Origin of the sequence: Streptomyces sp. NPDC004327 (genome assembly GCF_042873935.1) — a bacterium.
In the GTDB taxonomy this organism is placed as follows: domain Bacteria; phylum Actinomycetota; class Actinomycetes; order Streptomycetales; family Streptomycetaceae; genus Streptomyces.
This window is the reverse complement of record NZ_JBIAME010000010.1, coordinates 39,710-56,596: the sequence shown is the minus strand read 5'-3', so window position 1 is coordinate 56,596 and position 16,887 is coordinate 39,710. Positions and strand designations below refer to the sequence as shown.

The 16,887-nt window shown below is 71.3% G+C and carries 15 protein-coding genes; 4 read left to right on the top strand and 11 right to left on the bottom strand.

Annotated features, from left to right (window positions below):
* The first annotated feature begins 52 nt into the window (after nt 1-52).
* The 3 genes from ACFYU9_RS30330 to ACFYU9_RS30320 all read left to right on the top strand — a co-directional run bounded on the left by ACFYU9_RS30330 (nt 53) and on the right by ACFYU9_RS30320 (nt 3,946).
* Nucleotides 53-868, top strand: a complete 816-nt coding sequence (locus ACFYU9_RS30330; protein ID WP_389346827.1) for a DsbA family protein — start codon at nt 53-55, stop codon at nt 866-868.
* Between the two features lie 145 nt (nt 869-1,013).
* Complete coding sequence (locus tag ACFYU9_RS30325) at nt 1,014-2,660, top strand: alkaline phosphatase D family protein (RefSeq protein WP_389216210.1); 1,647 nt, start codon at nt 1,014-1,016, stop codon at nt 2,658-2,660.
* 317 nt (nt 2,661-2,977) lie between these two features.
* Entirely contained in the window at nt 2,978-3,946 is a 969-nt protein-coding gene (locus ACFYU9_RS30320) for a zinc metalloprotease (RefSeq protein ID WP_389346825.1), read from the top strand.
* A gap of 92 nt (nt 3,947-4,038) precedes the next feature.
* Here the strand turns inward: ACFYU9_RS30320 and ACFYU9_RS30315 are convergent, their stop codons facing one another.
* The 6 genes from ACFYU9_RS30315 to ACFYU9_RS30290 all read right to left on the bottom strand — a co-directional run bounded on the left by ACFYU9_RS30315 (nt 4,039) and on the right by ACFYU9_RS30290 (nt 9,238).
* Nucleotides 4,039-4,608, bottom strand: coding sequence for a dienelactone hydrolase family protein (locus tag ACFYU9_RS30315; protein ID WP_389216204.1), 570 nt, complete (start codon nt 4,606-4,608; stop codon nt 4,039-4,041).
* Between the two features lie 36 nt (nt 4,609-4,644).
* Nucleotides 4,645-6,231 carry a Na+/H+ antiporter gene (locus tag ACFYU9_RS30310; RefSeq protein WP_389216201.1) on the bottom strand — a complete coding sequence of 529 codons (1,587 nt, stop codon included), beginning with the start codon at nt 6,229-6,231 and terminating at the stop codon, nt 4,645-4,647.
* An 83-nt stretch (nt 6,232-6,314) separates the two neighbouring features.
* The gene (locus ACFYU9_RS30305) at nt 6,315-6,812 is read right to left on the bottom strand and encodes a GNAT family N-acetyltransferase (protein WP_389346823.1); all 498 of its coding nucleotides are present in this window, start codon (nt 6,810-6,812) and stop codon (nt 6,315-6,317) included.
* On the bottom strand, nt 6,809-7,750 hold the full coding sequence (locus ACFYU9_RS30300; protein WP_389216195.1) for an RluA family pseudouridine synthase: 942 nt from the start codon (nt 7,748-7,750) through the stop codon (nt 6,809-6,811). Before ACFYU9_RS30300 ends, ACFYU9_RS30305 begins: the two co-directional genes overlap by 4 nt.
* A 39-nt stretch (nt 7,751-7,789) precedes the next feature.
* Nucleotides 7,790-8,377, bottom strand: coding sequence for a signal peptidase II (gene lspA, locus ACFYU9_RS30295; protein ID WP_389216192.1), 588 nt, complete (start codon nt 8,375-8,377; stop codon nt 7,790-7,792).
* A gap of 33 nt (nt 8,378-8,410) precedes the next feature.
* On the bottom strand, nt 8,411-9,238 hold the full coding sequence (locus tag ACFYU9_RS30290) for a TraR/DksA family transcriptional regulator (protein WP_389346821.1): 828 nt from the start codon (nt 9,236-9,238) through the stop codon (nt 8,411-8,413).
* Nucleotides 9,239-9,805: 567 nt separating this feature from the next.
* On the opposite strand from ACFYU9_RS30290, the gene ileS reads away from it, so the two are divergent.
* Nucleotides 9,806-12,946 carry an isoleucine--tRNA ligase gene (ileS, locus tag ACFYU9_RS30285; protein WP_389346819.1) on the top strand — a complete coding sequence of 1,047 codons (3,141 nt, stop codon included), beginning with the start codon at nt 9,806-9,808 and terminating at the stop codon, nt 12,944-12,946.
* A gap of 195 nt (nt 12,947-13,141) precedes the next feature.
* Here the strand turns inward: ileS and ACFYU9_RS30280 are convergent, their stop codons facing one another.
* The 5 genes from ACFYU9_RS30280 to pgeF form a co-directional block, all read right to left on the bottom strand.
* Nucleotides 13,142-14,224, bottom strand: coding sequence for a DivIVA domain-containing protein (locus ACFYU9_RS30280; RefSeq protein ID WP_389216184.1), 1,083 nt, complete (start codon nt 14,222-14,224; stop codon nt 13,142-13,144).
* A gap of 64 nt (nt 14,225-14,288) precedes the next feature.
* Nucleotides 14,289-14,579 (bottom strand): YggT family protein, encoded by a 291-nt coding sequence (locus ACFYU9_RS30275; RefSeq protein ID WP_389216181.1) that lies wholly within the window; start codon nt 14,577-14,579, stop codon nt 14,289-14,291.
* 81 nt (nt 14,580-14,660) lie between these two features.
* Nucleotides 14,661-15,284, bottom strand: coding sequence for a cell division protein SepF (locus tag ACFYU9_RS30270; protein WP_389216178.1), 624 nt, complete (start codon nt 15,282-15,284; stop codon nt 14,661-14,663).
* Nucleotides 15,285-15,420: 136 nt separating this feature from the next.
* Nucleotides 15,421-16,140 carry a YggS family pyridoxal phosphate-dependent enzyme gene (locus ACFYU9_RS30265; protein WP_389216175.1) on the bottom strand — a complete coding sequence of 240 codons (720 nt, stop codon included), beginning with the start codon at nt 16,138-16,140 and terminating at the stop codon, nt 15,421-15,423.
* Nucleotides 16,141-16,148: 8 nt separating this feature from the next.
* Entirely contained in the window at nt 16,149-16,883 is a 735-nt protein-coding gene (gene pgeF / locus ACFYU9_RS30260; protein WP_389216172.1) for a peptidoglycan editing factor PgeF, read from the bottom strand.
* Nucleotides 16,884-16,887: the final 4 nt, after the last annotated feature.

Here is a 16,887-nt window from a genome sequence, read left to right as displayed (position 1 = left end):
GAGAGACGGCACGCGATCCCCTTTCCTCCTCCCCTTCACGGAGTTCCTCACCATGAGCAAGCGCAACAGCCAGGAGAACAAGGCCGCCGCCCGCGAGCGGCTGCGCGCCGAGCGCGAGAAGCAGGCCAAGAAGGACAAGGCCCGCCGGCAGCTGATCGTCGCCGGGTCGGCCGTGGCCGTGCTCGCCGTCGCCGGCGGCATCGGCTTCGCCGTCGTCCAGGCCAACAAGCCCTCCCAGTGGGAGGCGGCCGCCGACGCGAAGAGCGTCACGGCCCCGAAGAACAGCGAGGGCACCGACGGCACGACGGTCGTCATCGGCAAGCCCGAGGCGAAGAAGACGCTGGAGCTGTACGAGGACTCGCGCTGCCCGGTCTGCGCGACCTTCGAGCAGGGCGTGGGCGCCAACGTCGAGAAGGACGTCGCCGACGGCAAGTACAAGATCAAGTACATCGGTGCCACCTTCATCGACAACTCCGACCAGGGCCAGGGCTCCAAGAACGCCCTCTCGGCGCTCGGCGCGGCGCTGGACGTCAGCCCCGAGGCGTTCCTGAAGTACAAGGCGGCGCTCTACTCGACCCAGTTCCACCCGGACGAGCGCGACGACAAGTTCGCCAAGGACGACTACCTGCTGAAGGTGGCCGACTCGGTGCCGGCCCTGAAGGGCAACGCCGCGTTCAAGAAGAACGTCGAGGACGGCACGTTCGACGCCTGGGCGATGAAGATGTCGAAGACCTTCGACAAGAGCGGGGTCACGGGCACGCCGACGCTGAAGATGGACGGCAAGGCGCTGACCGCCGAGGGCAGCAAGAACCCGCCGCTGACGGTGGACCAGTTCAACACGGCCCTGACGAAGGCCCTGAAGGGCTGACGCCCCCTCACCACCCCACGGGCCCTTCCCTTGCGCGCTCCGGCGCGAAGGGGAAGGGCCCGTGGGGTACGGCCCGGCGAATGCTGGACGAACATTCGCACGCACCCCTGCCCTTTTGGCTTACTCGTCGGTAATCTGACGGGCCGTGACCAGTCGTAACCTCATATCCGCCCCCAGCCGCCGCACCGTGGTGAAAGCCGCCGCCGTGACCGCCGTGGTCGCGCCGGCCCTGGTGGGCACAGCCTCGACCGCGCTCGCGGACTCCGCGGCCCCCGCGTTCCTGCACGGCGTCGCCTCCGGCGACCCGCTGCCCGACGGCATCCTGCTCTGGACGCGCGTCACGCCCACGCCCGACGCCGTGCCCGGCTCGGGCACCGGCCCCGACGTCACGGTCGGCTGGGAGCTGGCCGAGGACCGGGGCTTCACCCGGGTCGTGGCCGGCGGCACCACCGTCGCCACCGCCGCGTCCGACCACACCGTGAAGGCCGACGTCCGCGGACTGCGGCCGGCCACCGCGTACTTCTACCGCTTCACGGCCGGCCCGACCGTCTCCCCCGTGGGCCGTACCCGCACCGCGCCGGCCGCCGACGCGACCGACGGCATCCGCTTCGGCGTGGTGTCCTGCGCCAACTGGGAGGCCGGCTACTTCTCGCCGTACCGGCACCTGGCCGCCCGGACCGACCTGGACGCCGTCCTCCACCTCGGCGACTACATCTACGAGTACGCGACCGGCGCCTACCCGGCGGCGAAGTACGTCGTGCGGCAGCACCGGCCGGCGCACGAGATCCTCACCCTCGCCGACTACCGCCTCCGCCACGCCACCTACAAGACGGACGCCGACCTCCAGGCGCTGCACGCGGCGCACCCGATCGTGGCGATCTGGGACGACCACGAGTTCGCCAACGACGCCTGGTCGGGCGGGGCCGAGAACCACACGCCGGGCACCGAGGGGGCGTGGGCGGACCGGGTGGCGGCGGCCAAGCGGGCGTACTTCGAGTGGATGCCGGTGCGCACCTCCACCGAGGGCACGGTCTACCGCCGGCTGCGCTTCGGCCGGCTCGCCGACCTGCACCTGCTCGACCTGCGCTCGTTCCGTTCGCAGCAGGCGGGCGTGGGCAGCGGCAAGGTCGACGACCCGGAGCGCACCATCACCGGCCGGGCGCAGCTGGACTGGCTGAAGTCGGGCCTGGTGGCCTCGGACGCGACCTGGCAGCTGGTGGGCACCTCGGTGATGATCTCGCCGGTGGCCTTCGGCGCGCTGCCGGCCGATCTGCTCGGCCCGCTCACCGAGCTGCTCGGGCTGCCCGGCGGCGGCATCGCGGTCAACGTCGACCAGTGGGACGGCTACACGGACGACCGCAAGGAGCTGCTGCAGCACCTGGTGGACCGTTCGATCCGCAACACGGTCTTCCTGACCGGCGACATCCACATGGCGTGGGCCAACGACGTGCCGGTGAAGGCGGCGACGTACCCGCTGTCGGCGTCGGCGGCGACGGAGTTCGTGGTGACGTCGGTGACCTCGGACAACCTGGACGACCTGCTGCACGTGGCGCCGGGCACGCTCTCGGTGGTGGCGGCGGGCGCGGTGAAGGCCGCCAACCGTCATGTGAAGTGGGTGGACATGGACCACCATGGCTACGGCGTGCTCGACGTGACGGCCGACCGCTCGCAGATGGACTACTACCAGGTGTCCGACCGGGCGGACCGCGACGCGACGGCGTCGTGGGCGCGTTCGTACCGCACGCTCAACGGAACGCAGCGTGTCGAGCGGGTGTACCAGCCGGTACGCTGATCGATGATTTTCAGCCATGATCCATCGCGTTAACGGGGGATCACATGGCTACGGCGGGTGGTGGGTCCGGAGCTTCGAATCCGGACACATCACCCGCCTTTGTCGTTCCTTCTGTTACGTCGACGTCTCAAACTCCGGAAGCGGCGCAAGTTTTTCTTCCCGATGACCCCATTTGCCCGACGAATGATTGGGCTTGATCAACCCTCAACGTCATATGACATGGACGCGTAATCTCCCCGCCGTGGCGAGGAAGTACCTCTCCACAACCCCCCGCGAGGAGTCCCCCCGTGCGCGCTCTTGCCCGTATATCGCCGCGTATGTCCCGTCGCCTGCTCGGCACCGCCGTCATGGCCGGAACGCTGGCCCTGGCGCCGCTCTCCGCCCCGGTGGCCGCCCCCTCCGCCGGCACCACCACCCTGGCCTCGGCCGAGAAGTGCGCCGACGGTGCGGCCGCCCTCTCCGGCGCCCGCAAGGCGAAGGGCAGCGCCACCCAGGCCGAGCCCAACGAGCTGACCGCCGCCCAGGCCAAGGCCATGAACGACGACCTGGCCAAGAAGGTGTCCGCCGCCCGCGCCGAGGGCCGGGTCTCCTCCGCCGCCGGTCTCGCCGCGACGACCACCATCCCGGTCTACTTCCACGTCATCCACAGCGGCACGACGGGCAAGCTCAGCGCCACCGCCATCAACAACCAGATCGCCGTGCTCAACGCCGCCTACGCGGGCCAGGGCACCGGCAACGTGGACTCGGGCTTCCAGTTCTCGCTGGCCGGCACCGACTACACGGACAACGCCACCTGGTACAACCTCACCGACGGCACCCAGGCCGAGAAGGACATGAAGAACGCCCTGCGCAAGGGCGGTGCCAACGCGCTGAACATCTACACCGCCAACCTCGGCGGCGGCCTGCTCGGCTGGGCGACCTTCCCGTCCTCCTACAAGTCCAGCCCCAGCATGGACGGTGTCGTGATCCTCGACGCCTCGCTGCCCGGCGGCTCGGCGGCCAACTACAACGAGGGCGACACCGCCACCCACGAGGTCGGCCACTGGATGGGCCTGTACCACACCTTCCAGGGCGGCTGCACGGGCAACGGCGACTACGTCAGCGACACCCCGGCCGAGAAGAGCGCCGCGTTCCAGTGCCCGACCGGCCGTGACACCTGCACCTCGAAGCCCGGCGTGGACCCGATCCACAACTTCATGGACTACACGTACGACTCCTGCATGTACCAGCTCACCGCGGGCCAGGTGACCCGCATGAACGACTCCTGGGTCGCGTACCGCGCCTGACGCACCGCGCACGAAGGCGGCGGCCCCGGGGAACTCCCCGGGGCCGCCGCCCTTTTCACCCGTGGCCGTGTCCGCTCACGGGCCGCGTCCGCCTACAGGCTCTCCAGGAAGGACAGCCCGACCGCCCAGGTCCGCTCCGCCGCCTCCGCGTCCCAGTCCGGCGACTCCGGGTCGGTGTAGAGGTGCCCGGCGCCCCGGTATCGGTAGATCTCCACGTCCGCACCGGCCTTGCGCATCTGCAGGTACCAGGCCGACAGCCAGTCGTCCGTCTCGAACGGGTCCGGCTCGGCCACGTGCAGCTGCACCGGCAGGTCGTCCACCGAGGCCGACTCGGCGATGTCCGAGGTGCCGTGGAGCAGCAGCAGTCCACGCGCCTTCTCGTCGCCGAGCGCGAGCGTCTGCGCCACCGAGGCGCCGAAGTCCAGGCCCATGTAGACCAGGCCGCGCTCCGAGTACGGGGCCGCCGCCAGGACCGCCCGCTTCAGCAGCTCGTCCTTGCCGATCTCGTCCCGCAGCGCCGTGCCCTCCTCGGCGGTCCGCGCCGTCCGTCCGCCGAAGAGGTCCGGCGTCCAGACCTGGTGTCCGGCGGTCCGCAGCCGCTCGGCGGCGGCCTCCACGGCGGCATCGAGCCCGTGGACGGAGTGGAAGAGCATGATGTCCATGCGCCCCATCCTGCCACCCGTCCCCATCGGTGCCGGTCAGCGCATGCTGCGCACGTCCAGCTGGCGCAGCACCCGGTCCACCACCTCCGGGTCGGCGCCCGGCTCGCTGCGGGCCGAGAGCACCGCGTGCCGGGCGGCCGACATCATCTCCCGCTGGATCCGCTGAAGGGACTTCAGCCGCGCCGCGCGCTGGGTGAACGCGGCCCGCCGCTCCTCGTCCACCATGTCCGCGCTGATCCGCGCCCCGATGTCGTAGGCCCCGCGCAGCAGCCGCTCGGCCACCTCCTCGGGCAGCTCCTCGAACTCCTCGATCTCCTTCAGCCGCTGCTTGGCGGCCTTCGCCGCCCGGATCGCCAGGTCGCGCTCGAAGGCCCGCTCGGCGTCCGCGTCCGCCTTCACGCCGAGCCACTTCACCAGCCGGGGCAGGGTCAGGCCCTGCACCACCAGGGTCGTGAGGATCACACAGAAGGCGATGAAGATCAGCTCGTCCCGGCCGGGGAAGGGCGAGCCGTCGTCGGTCCGCAGCGGGATGGCGAGGGCGAGGGCGACCGAGGCCACCCCGCGCATCCCGGCCCACCACATGACGACCGACTCCCGCCAGCTCATCGGGATCTCCTCGGCGTAGTCCCGCCGGTCGTGCAGCTTCTTCGCCACCCAGGCGGCCGGCAGCAGCCAGAGCAGCCGCACCACGACCACCACGCCGACCACGGTCGCGCCCCAGCCGAGCATCTGTCCGCCGCGGCCCTCGGCGACCCCGAAGACGTGCACCAGCTCCAGGCCGATCAGGCCGAAGGCGATGCCGGTGACGAGGGTGTCGACGACCTCCCAGAAGGTCTGCCCGGCGAGCCGGCCCATGACGTCGTCGGCGTCGCTCGCGTGCTCGGCCAGGAAGAGCGCCGTGACGAGCACGGCGAGGACGCCGGAACCGTGCAGCTCCTCGGCGAGCACGTACGACACGAACGGCACGAGGAGGGTGAGGCCGGTCTGCAGGGTGGGGTCGCCGAGGACGCCGATCAGCTTGTTGGCGACCCAGCCGAGCGCGAGGCCGACGGCGACGGCGACGACGGCCGACAGGACGAGCTCGGCGAGCGCCTCCGGCCAGGAGAACCGGCCGCTCACCACGGCGGTGATCGCCACGTGGTAGAGCACGATCGCGGTGACGTCGTTGAAGAGCCCCTCGCCCTCCAGGATCGACACGAGCCGCCGGGGCAGCCCCAGCGAGCCGGCCACGGCCGTGGCCGCGACCGGGTCGGGCGGCGCCACCAGCGCGCCGAGGGCGAGCGCGGCGGCCAGCGGGATGCCCGGCACGAGGGCGTCCGCGACGGCGCCGACGGCGGCCGTGGTCACGAAGACCAGGGCCACCGCGAGCAGGAAGATCGGGCGTCTGTTGGCCGCGAACTGCCGCCAGGAGGTGCGCTGCACGGAGGCGTAGAGCAGCGGCGGCAGCACCAGCGGCAGGATGTACTCGGGCGGGATGTCGACGTTCGGCACGAAGGGCAGGAACGCCAGCGCGATCCCGACGAGGGTCATCAGGACGGGCGCGGGCAGCCCGAGCCGGTCCCCGAGGGGCACGGTCAGGACGGCGCCGAGCAGCAACAGGAACAGCAGGGCCAATTGATCCACGGCCCCACATTGTCACGTACATCCGTTTTCGCCGTCTGATCAGACGGCCGACGGCCGGTACCACATCGTGACCGGACGTCCGGCTACAGAGACCTTCGCATGGCCCGGTGCGGCATGCCCGCGTCCGGGAACTCGGGGCCGTACGCCACGTACCCGAGCCGCTCGTAGAAACCGAGCGCGTGGGTCTGCGCGTGCAGGTCGACCGCGGCGAGCCCGCGCCCGCGGGCCACGTCCTCGATGGCCCGTACGAGCGCCGCGCCGACCCCGAGGCCGCGCGCGGCCCTGGTCACCGCGAGCCGCCCGAGGGAGCCCACCGAGGCGTCGGCGCCGGTCTTGCCGGTCGCGTCCGCCCCGTGCAGCAGCCGTCCGGTGCCCAGCGGGACGCCGTCCGCGCGGATCGCGAGCACGTGCACGGCGGTCTCGTCGTAGGTGTCGTACTCCAGCTCGCGCGGCACGCCCTGCTCGTCGACGAAGACGTCACGGCGCACCTCGAAGCAGGCGTCGCGGTCGCCCGGGCCCACGGCCTCGCGGACCTCGTACGACACGGCCCCGTCCGGGCCGGCCCCGGCGGTGGTGGTCACCGGCTCTCCGAGGCGATCCGGTCGAGCGCGGTCTGCAGGTCGGCCGGGTAGGTGCTGGCGAACTCGACCCACTGCCCGTCGGCGGGGTGCTCGAAGCCGAGCCGGACGGCGTGCAGCCACTGCCGGGTCAGCCCGAGGCGCTTGGCCATGGTCGGGTCGGCGCCGTAGGTGAGGTCGCCGACGCAGGGGTGGCGGTGGGCGGACATGTGCACCCGGATCTGGTGGGTGCGGCCCGTCTCCAGCTTGATGTCGAGCAGCGACGCGGCCCGGTACGCCTCGATCAGGTCGTAGTGCGTCACGGACGCCTTGCCGTCGGCGGTCACGGCCCACTTGTAGTCGTGGTTCGGGTGCCGGCCGATGGGCGCGTCGATGGTGCCGCTCAGCGGGTCCGGGTGGCCCTGCACCAGGGCGTGGTAGCGCTTGTCGACCACGCGCTCCTTGAACTGCCGCTTCAGCGAGGTGTACGCGTACTCCGACTTCGCCACCACCATCAGACCGGAGGTGCCGACGTCGAGGCGGTGCACGATGCCCTGGCGCTCGGCGGCGCCGGAGGTGGAGATGCGGTAGCCGGCGGCGGCCAGGCCGCCGATCACGGTGGTGCCGGTCCAGCCGGGGCTGGGGTGCGCGGCGACGCCGACCGGCTTCATGATCACGACGATGTCGTCGTCGTCGTGGACGATCTCCATGCCCTCCACGGGCTCGGCCACGATCTGCACCGGGGCGGCCGCGCCGGGCATCTCGACCTCGAGCCACGCGCCACCGCTGACCCGCTCGGACTTGCCGACGACGCTGCCGTCGACGAGGACCTTGCCTGCGGCGGCCAGCTCGGCCGCCTTCGTACGGGAGAACCCGAACATACGGGCGATGGCGGCGTCGACGCGCTCGCCCTCCAGGCCGTCGGGTACGGGCAGCGTGCGGATCTCGGGACTCGTGCTCACCCTGTCGAGTATGCCTTGCCGCGGGACGTGGCCCCGCACTCAGTCCTTGTGGACGGTCCCGTCCGGGTCCAGCCCGCGGAACGACAGCAGGACGATCAGGATGCCGCCGCACACGATCGCCGAGTCGGCGAGGTTGAAGACGGCGAAGTGCGCGGGCGCGATGAAGTCGACGACCGCGCCCTCGAAGATGCCGGGCGAGCGGAAGATGCGGTCGGTGAGGTTGCCGAGGGCGCCGCCGAGCAGCAGGCCGAGGGCGATGGCCCAGGGCAGGCTGTAGAGCTTGCGCGCGAGCCGGATGATCACCACGATCACCACGGCCGCGATCACCGTGAAGATGATCGTGAACGCCTCGCCCATGCCGAAGGCGGCACCGGGGTTGCGGATGGCCTCCAGGCGCAGCAGGTCGCCGATCACCTTGATCGGCTCGTGCCCCTCCAGCCTGTCGACCACGAGCATCTTGCTGCCGAGGTCGAGCAGGTAGGCGAGGACGGCCACCACGAAGAGCGCGGCGATCTTCCGCTTGCCCTTCGGCCGCTCCTCGACCTCGGGAGCCGTCGTCCCGTCGGCGCCTGCCGATTCCGGAGTACCGATGACGTTCTCCCCGATGACGCTGTCCGCCTCTGCCATGCCACGAGGGTACGGCACGCGCCTCGGGCGGCGTCAGCCGCGGCGCTCCTGCTTCTGCTTGTCCTCCACGCACAAAGTGGCCCGGGGGAACGCCTGCATCCTGGCCTTGCCGATGGGCTTGCCGCAGACCTCGCAGAGGCCGTACGTGCCCGCGTCGAGCCGCTCCAGGGCGTGCTCGGTCTGCTCCAGCATCTCGCGGGCGTTCGCGGCCAGGGCCAGCTCGTGCTCGCGCGTGATGTTCTTCGTACCGGTGTCGGCCTGGTCGTCGCCGGCGCCGTCGCCGGAGTCGCGCATCAGCCCGGTCAGCTCCTCCTTGGAGTGGACGAGTTCGCTGCGCAGCCGCAGCGCCTCGGACTGCAGCTCGCTGCGGGCCTCGGCGACCTCCTCGGGGGTCCACGGCTCCTCGCCGGGGCGTACGGCGAGCTCGCCGGCCCTGGCCTGGGGCACCGCGGCCTCGTCGCCGGCCGTCGTGACGCCACCCGCGGTCTTCTTCGCTGCCACCGTCCTGGCTCCTGTCTTCTCGGCCGCGGCCTGTGCGGCCGGGGCCTTCCTCGCCGGCGTCTTCTTCGCCGGGGTCTTCTTCGCCGGGGTCTTCTTGTTCGCCGGGGTCTTCTTGGCGGTCTTCTTCGCGGCGGTCTTCTTCGCGGGGGCCGCGGGCGCGGCGACCGGGGTGTCGTCGACGGCCGCCCGGTCCGCGGCGGCCTTCTTCGCGGCCGGGGCCTTCTTCGCCGCCGCCCCGGCCGCCTCTCCGACCGCCTTCTTCGTCGCCGTCCTCGTCGCCGTCCTCGTCGCCTCCGTCGCCTTCCCGGCCGCCGTTCTCGTGGCCGCCGGCTTCTTCGCGGCGGTCTTCTTCGCCACCATGGCGCGGCCCCTTCACATTTTGTGATCTTGCGCGCGAATCGTGCTGGGACGATAAATCGGCCCAAGGTCCGCGGCAACGGGGCACGCCGCCCGTTCCGCCCGCCCCGGCGTCGTACCGGTCGGGTCTGACTCGGTTGTGCCCAGCTCCGCGGCGGGTTATCCGCGCCCCCGCTCCCCCACTTGGCCGCGGCGGAAGTCCGCGCGCGGCCGTGTGGCCATTCGGGTCACGCGGGAACGCCCGGGAAAAGCGGTCGGCCTCCGTCGCCGGCGCCCCGTACACTGGGCGCAGCGAAAGGCTTGGATGGGGACGAGTAGCGTCGTACGCAGCCATGAGCGACCCGGGGACGGTGCGAGCCCGGGGGCGTGCCCGATGTGAAGGATCACCCCGGAGCTGCCGGAAGAAAGCCGCCGGACCCGTTGAGGACCGTGCGGCGAGTAGAACCGGCGTCGCGACCCCAATGAGGGGGCACCGGGCGACCGCGTCCGGGGCCAAGGAGGGTGGTACCGCGGGAGCACTGCTCTCGTCCCTCCGGACGGAAACGTGGCACATCCGCCGGAGGAAGATCGATGTCTTCGCAGTACCGCCAGGTACCCGCCCAGGTAGACCTGCCCGCGCTCGAGCACGCCGTGCTCGACTTCTGGCGCGAGAACAAGGTCTTCGCCAAGAGCCTCGAGCAGTCCGAGGGACGCCCCGAGTGGGTGTTCTACGAGGGCCCGCCGACGGCCAACGGCATGCCGGGCGCGCACCACATCGAGGCCCGCGTCTTCAAGGACGTCTTCCCGCGCTTCCGCACCATGCGCGGCTACCACGTGGCCCGCAAGGCCGGCTGGGACTGCCACGGCCTGCCCGTGGAGCTCGCCGTCGAGAAGGAGCTCGGCTTCTCCGGCAAGAAGGACATCGAGGCGTACGGCATCGCCGAGTTCAACGCCAAGTGCCGCGAGTCGGTGACCCGCCACACCGACGCCTTCGCCGAGCTGACGACCCGCATGGGCTACTGGGTCGACATGGACGACGCCTACCGCACCATGGACCCCTCGTACATCGAGTCGGTCTGGTGGTCGCTCAAGCAGATCTTCGACAAGGGCCTGCTCGTCCAGGACCACCGCGTCGCCCCCTGGTGCCCGCGCTGCGGCACCGGCCTGTCGGACCACGAGCTGGCGCAGGGCTACGAGACGGTCGTCGACCCGTCCGTCTTCGTCCGCTTCCCGCTGACCTCCGGCCCGCTCGCCGGCAAGGCCGCGCTCCTCGTCTGGACGACCACCCCCTGGACCCTGGTGTCCAACACGGCCGTCGCCGCCCACCCCGAGGTGACCTACGTGGTCGCCACGGACGGCGACGAGCGTCTAGTCGTCGCCGAGCCGCTGCTCGACAAGGCTCTCGGCGAGGGCTGGGTGACCACCGGCGAGTCCTTCACCGGCAAGGAGATGGAGCGCTGGACGTACCAGCGCCCCTTCGAGCTGGTCGCCTTCCCGGAGCCGGCGCACTACGTCGTCAACGCCGAGTACGTGACCACCGAGGACGGCACGGGTCTGGTCCACCAGTCCCCCGCCTTCGGTGAGGACGACCTCAAGGTCTGCAAGGCCTACGGCCTGCCGATGGTGAACCCGGTCCGCCAGGACGGCACCTTCGAGGAGGACGTGCCGCTGGTCGGCGGCGTCTTCTTCAAGAAGGCCGACGAGGCCCTCACCGCCGACCTGGACGCGCGCGGCCTGCTCTTCAAGCACATCGCCTACGAGCACAGCTACCCGCACTGCTGGCGCTGCCACACCGCGCTGCTCTACTACGCGCAGCCGTCCTGGTACATCCGGACGACCGCCGTGAAGGACCGTCTCCTCGAGGAGAACGAGAAGACCAACTGGTTCCCGGACTCGGTCAAGCACGGCCGCTTCGGCGACTGGCTGAACAACAACATCGACTGGGCGCTCTCCCGCAACCGCTACTGGGGCACCCCGCTGCCGATCTGGCGCTGCGCGGACGACCACCTGACGTGCGTGGGCTCGCGCGCCGAGCTCTCCGAGCTGACCGGCACGGACCAGGCGGGCCTCGACCCGCACCGCCCGTTCATCGACGACGTCACCTTCACGTGCTCCGCCGAGGGCTGCTCGCTGGAGGCCGTGCGCGTCCCGGAGGTCATCGACGCCTGGTACGACTCGGGTTCGATGCCGTTCGCGCAGTACGGCTACCCGTACCAGAACAAGGAGCTCTTCGAGCAGCGCTACCCGGCGCAGTTCATCTCCGAGGCGATCGACCAGACGCGCGGCTGGTTCTACACGCTGATGGCCGTCGGCACGCTGGTCTTCGACAAGTCCTCGTACGAGAACGTGGTCTGCCTGGGCCACATCCTCGCCGAGGACGGCCGCAAGATGTCCAAGCACCTCGGCAACATCCTCCAGCCGATCCCGCTGATGGACCAGCACGGAGCCGACGCGGTCCGCTGGTTCATGGCGGCCGGCGGCTCGCCGTGGGCGGCCCGTCGCGTCGGCCACGGCACGATCCAGGAGGTCGTCCGCAAGACGCTCCTGACGTACTGGAACACGGTCGCCTTCCAGGCGCTCTACGCCCGTACGTCCGGCTGGGCGCCGTCCGCCGCCGACCCGGCGCCGGCCGACCGCACCGTCCTCGACAAGTGGCTGCTGTCCGAGCTGAACACGCTGGTCGCCGAGGCGACCGAGGCGATGGAGGCGTACGACACCCAGCGCACCGGCAAGCTGCTCTCCGCGTTCGTCGACGACCTGTCCAACTGGTACGTGCGCCGCTCGCGCCGCCGCTTCTGGCAGGGCGACAAGGCCGCGCTGCGCACCCTGCACGAGGTCGTCGAGACGGTCACCCGGCTGATGGCCCCGCTGACCCCGTTCATCACCGAGCGGGTGTGGCAGGACCTGGTCGTCCCGGTGACCCCCGAGGCCCCCGAGTCCGTGCACCTCGCCACCTGGCCCGAGTCGGACGCCGCGCTGATCGACCCGGTCCTCTCCGAGCGGATGGTCCTGGTCCGCCGCCTGGTCGAGCTCGGCCGCGCGACCCGCGCCGAGTCCGGTGTGAAGACCCGCCAGCCGCTGTCGCGCGCGCTGGTGGCGGCGACGGGCTTCGCCGATCTCGACGAGGAGCTCCAGGCCCAGATCACCGAGGAGCTGAACGTCTCCTCGCTGGCGTCCCTTTCGGAGGTCGGCGGCTCGCTCGTCGACACCACCGCCAAGGCGAACTTCCGCGCGCTCGGCAAGCGCTTCGGCAAGGGCGTCCAGGACGTGGCGAAGGCCGTGGCCGCGGCGGACGCCGCCGCCCTGTCCCTCGCCCTGCGCTCCGGCGAGGCGCCCCTGGAGGTGAACGGCGAGACGATCGTCCTCACCCCCGAGGAGGTCATCATCACCGAGACCCCGCGCGAGGGCTGGTCGGTCGCCTCCGACTCCGGCGCCACGGTCGCCCTCGACCTGGAGATCACCCCGGAGCTGCGCAAGGCGGGCCTGGCCCGTGACGCGATCCGGCTGATCCAGGAGGCCCGCAAGAACAGCGGCCTCGACGTCGCGGACCGCATCGCGCTGCGCTGGACGTCCACCTCGGCGGAGACGGTGGAGGCCCTGACGGCCCACGCCGGCCTCATCGCCGACGAGGTCCTCGCCACGGACCACGCCGAGGGTCCGGCCGACGACTCGTACGGCACCCCGTTCGAGGACGAGGGCCTGGCCCTCACCTTCCGCCTCCGCAAGGCGTAGCGGTCGCAGGCAAGGGCCCGGCACCCACGGGGTGCCGGGCCCTTGCGCATACCCGGACGTCGGGCCCTTGCGCGCACCCGGGGCGTCCGGCGCCCGGCGCGCATGCCAAAGGGCCGGGCCCCGGGAAATCCCGGGGCCCGGCCCTCAGTGCCTGCCGACGACGGCTACGCGCTCATCACGCGTAGACGGGCCGCCTCAGTTGTCGTCCTCGTCGATCAGGAAGCCGCGCATCGGCGCCGGCGCCTGCTGCATCGGCTGCGGGGCCTGCGGACGGACCGGGGCCATGGGCTGGGTCATGGCCGGGGTCATCTGCTGCTGGCCGCCGTAGGACGGGGCGCCGCCCATGGTGGCGTTGCCGCCGTAGGACGGGGCACCGGCGCCGGCCGGAGCCATCGACGGGGACGGCGGCAGCGAGGCGGCCGCCGGGGTGCGCGGCGGGGCCAGCGAGTCGTCCGCCTGCGAGTCCAGCTGACGCAGCTGGGACTCCAGGTAGGACTTCAGGCGGGTCCGGTACTCACGCTCGAAGCCCCGCAGGTCCTCGACCTTGCGCTCGAGGGTGGCGCGGGCGGACTCCAGGGAGCCCATCGCGACGCGGTGCTTCTCCTGCGCGTCCCGCTCCAGGGCGTCGGCCTTGGCGCGGGCGTCCCGCTCCAGGCCCTCGGCGCGCGAACGGGCCTCGCCGACGATCTTGTTGGCCTCGGAACGGGCCTCCGCGATCGCCTGGTCGGCGGTCTGCTGCGCGAGCGACAGGACGCGCGCGGCGCTGTCGCCACCGGGGCCCTGCGGGGCCGGCGGCTGCATCGGCTGCTGCTGCGGGTGACCCATGGGGCCGCCCTGCATGGGGCCGCCCTGCATCGGGCCGGGACCCATCGGGCCGCCCTGCATCGGGCCGGGGCCCATGGGCCCGCCCTGCATGGGGCCGCCCTGCATCGGGCCCGGGGGAAGCGCGGGGGCACCGGACGGCAGCTGCGGCGGGCCCATCTGCGGCTGCTGCTGGGCCGGCGGTCCGGATATGGCGGCGGGCACGGGAGCGCCGGGTCCGACGGGACGGTCCTGCGGCTCCGGCGGCTTGCGCATGCCCTGCTGCTGCTGGTTCTGCGCGGCGGCACGGGTCGCGGCGGCCAGCTTGGCGCGCAGGTCCTCGTTCTCGCGGAGCAGCCGGGTCAGTTCGGCTTCGACCTCGTCGAGGAAGGCATCGACCTCGTCCTCGTCATAGCCTTCTCGAAGGCGGACGGTCGTGAACTGCTTGTTCCGCACGTCCTCAGGGGTCAGCGGCATCTCTTCTTCACCTCTACGTAGTCGTCGGCAGTCGGCAAGACCGTATCGTCCACATTCACCTCGCTCACCCCGCGAAACCGCGCACGACGGAGATCAGGATGTAGACGATGATCATCAGAACGAAGAAGGACAGGTCGAGTGCCACGCCCCCGAGACGCAGCGGCGGGATGAGCCGCCGCAGCAGCTTGAGCGGTGGATCGGTGACAGTGTAGGTGGCCTCAAGGACGACCACCATCGCCTTCCCGGGTTGCCATGACCGGGCGAACTGGAAGACGTAGTCCATGATCAGCCGGAGGATCAGGAGGACGAGGAAGCACATCAGCGCGATGTAGACCACCTGCAGTGCGACGCCCATCCCGCGGTTCCCTCTCCCCTGGCCTTCGTGCTCTCACTTGTCCGGCCGCGCGTCGCGGCCGGCCTTCTCGGTCTCGTGTTCTCAGCTCTGGTTGAAGAATCCGCCCTCTGCGATGCGGGCCTTGTCCTCCGCCGTGACATCGACGTTAGCAGGCGACAACAGGAACACCTTCTGCGTCACGCGCTCAATGCTGCCATGGAGACCGAAGACGAGTCCGGCGGCAAAGTCGACAAGTCGCTTCGCGTCCGTGTCGTCCATCTCCGTGAGGTTCATGATCACCGGGGTGCCCTCGCGGAAGTGTTCCCCGATGGTACGGGCCTCGTTGTAGGTCCGCGGGTGCAGCGTGGTGATGCGGTAAGGCTCCCGCTCGGACACGACCTTGGGCATGATCACCGGTGCGTTCTTCTCCAGGTTCGGACGTTCGGGTGTGATGGATGCCACGGGGGCAATTCGGGCCGGACGCCCACTCTCGGCGGGTACCGGTACAGAATGGGACACCGGTTCACGGGGCGCCGGGGGCGTCACCACACGCACCGGCTCCTCCCGCTCCACCTGCCGCGGCGGCTGGTGGTGGCGCCGGTCCCGCTCGGGCTCCGGCTCCAGCTCGGGTTCGAAGTCGTCGTCGGGGTCGAACCCCCGGCCGTCGTAGCCATCGTCCTCCACGAGGCCGAGGTAGACCGCCATCTTGCGCATCGCGCCGGCCATATCTCCGCATCCTCCGCTCTGTGGTGGATCGCCCTTACCGATTTCGCAGTGTCACCAAGTGCCCGCGATCCACGGGTCCTCCGCCCCTCGGCGGAATGACCATATTTTCTGCTGTGGTCCGACCTGCTTCGCGACGTTACCCGAGCTTCGGGCGGACTCCGAGCACCGCGCTGCCGATGCGCACGTGTGTCGCTCCGGCCGCCACGGCCTCTTCGAGGTCCGCACTCATCCCTGCTGACACCATGTTCGCAGCAGGACGGGTCGTGCGCAGGTGAGTCGACAAATCCATCAGCCGGTCGAAGGCGGCCCGTTGCCGTCCGGCGTACGGACCGGCCAGCGGCGCGACGGTCATCAGCCCGGCGCACCTCAGCCCGGGAGCGGCGTCGATCGCCGCCGCCAACTCCTCGATCCCGTCCGGCGCCACACCGCCGCGCTCGCCGCGGTGGCCGGACTCGGCGTCGAGGGCGACCTGGACCAGACAGCCGAGCTCGCGCTCCCCCTTCTCCGCGGCGGCGGAGAGGGCGGAAACGAGCTTCAAACGGTCCACGGACTGCACCACATCGGCATAACCCACCACGGAACGGACCTTGTTCGTCTGCAACTGGCCCACGAAGTGCCAGGTCAGATCGAGGTCCGCACACGCGGCGGCCTTCGGGGCGGCGTCCTGGTCGCGGTTCTCCGCCACATGACGCACACCGAGTTCGTGCAGAAGTCTCACGTCACTGGCGGGGTAGGTCTTCGTGACCACGATCAGGGTCACGTCCTCCCGCCGGCGCCCGGCGGCGGCGCACGCGGCGGCGATGCGCTCCTCCACATGGGCGAGGTTCGCGGAAAGTTCCGACTTACGGTCCGTCATATCTCTTCTCAGGCCAACCAGACATATCCCGCGAGTCGCCCTGTGGTGCGATCGCGGCGGTACGAGTAGTGGTCACCGGACTCCAGGGTGCAGACCCCGGCGTCCGCGACGTCCGTCACCCCGAGCCGCGCCAACTGGGCGCGCACTCCGGCGGCGACGTCGACGGCGGGGGTGCCCCAGCCGGTCTCGGCGTGGGCGGCCGGTTCGACGGCGGCGACCTCGGCGCGCATCGCCTCCGGCACCTCGTAGCAGCGGCCGCAGACGGCGGGGCCGGTGCGGGCGGTGATCCGGGCCGGGTCGGCGCCGAGTTCGGTCATCCGCTTCACCGCCGCCGGGACGACGCCGGCGACCATCCCGGGCCGCCCGGCGTGGGCGGCGGCGACGACCCCGGCGACGGGGTCGGCCAGCAGGACGGGCACGCAGTCCGCGGTGAGGACGGCGAGCGCGAGACCCCGGCGGGCGGTGACGACCGCGTCCACGGACGGGATCGCGTCGCCGGTGCCGGCCCAGGGTCCGTCGACCGTGGCGACGTCGGCGCCGTGCACCTGGTTCATCCAGACGACCCGCGCCGGGTCGAGGCCGAGTTCGGCGGCGGCCCGCGCCCGGTTGGTCCGGACGGCCTCGGGGTCGTCGCCCACGGCGCCGCCGAGGTTGAGCTCCTCGTACGGAACGGCGCTCACTCCGCCCCACCGGTCGGTGAAGGCGAAGTGCGCGCCGCTCGTCTCGTCACGCTGCCCTATCAAGGCG

Excerpts from the sequence above, each read along its gene's own strand:
- ACFYU9_RS30275 (WP_389216181.1), bottom strand. The coding sequence starts at position 14,579 with ATGGGCGTCGCACTGCAGGTGGTCTACATCGCGCTGATGTGCTTCCTC.
- ACFYU9_RS30265 (WP_389216175.1), bottom strand. The coding sequence starts at position 16,140 with ATGACGGACCGTAAGTCGGAACTTTCCGCGAACCTCGCCCATGTGGAG.
- lspA (WP_389216192.1), bottom strand. The coding sequence starts at position 8,377 with ATGGCAGAGGCGGACAGCGTCATCGGGGAGAACGTCATCGGTACTCCG.
- ileS (WP_389346819.1), top strand. The coding sequence starts at position 9,806 with ATGTCTTCGCAGTACCGCCAGGTACCCGCCCAGGTAGACCTGCCCGCG.
- ACFYU9_RS30280 (WP_389216184.1), bottom strand. The coding sequence starts at position 14,224 with ATGCCGCTGACCCCTGAGGACGTGCGGAACAAGCAGTTCACGACCGTC.
- ACFYU9_RS30315 (WP_389216204.1), bottom strand. The coding sequence starts at position 4,608 with ATGGACATCATGCTCTTCCACTCCGTCCACGGGCTCGATGCCGCCGTG.
- ACFYU9_RS30320 (WP_389346825.1), top strand. The coding sequence starts at position 2,978 with ATGTCCCGTCGCCTGCTCGGCACCGCCGTCATGGCCGGAACGCTGGCC.
- ACFYU9_RS30270 (WP_389216178.1), bottom strand. The coding sequence starts at position 15,284 with ATGGCCGGCGCGATGCGCAAGATGGCGGTCTACCTCGGCCTCGTGGAG.
- ACFYU9_RS30290 (WP_389346821.1), bottom strand. The coding sequence starts at position 9,238 with ATGGTGGCGAAGAAGACCGCCGCGAAGAAGCCGGCGGCCACGAGAACG.
- ACFYU9_RS30330 (WP_389346827.1), top strand. The coding sequence starts at position 53 with ATGAGCAAGCGCAACAGCCAGGAGAACAAGGCCGCCGCCCGCGAGCGG.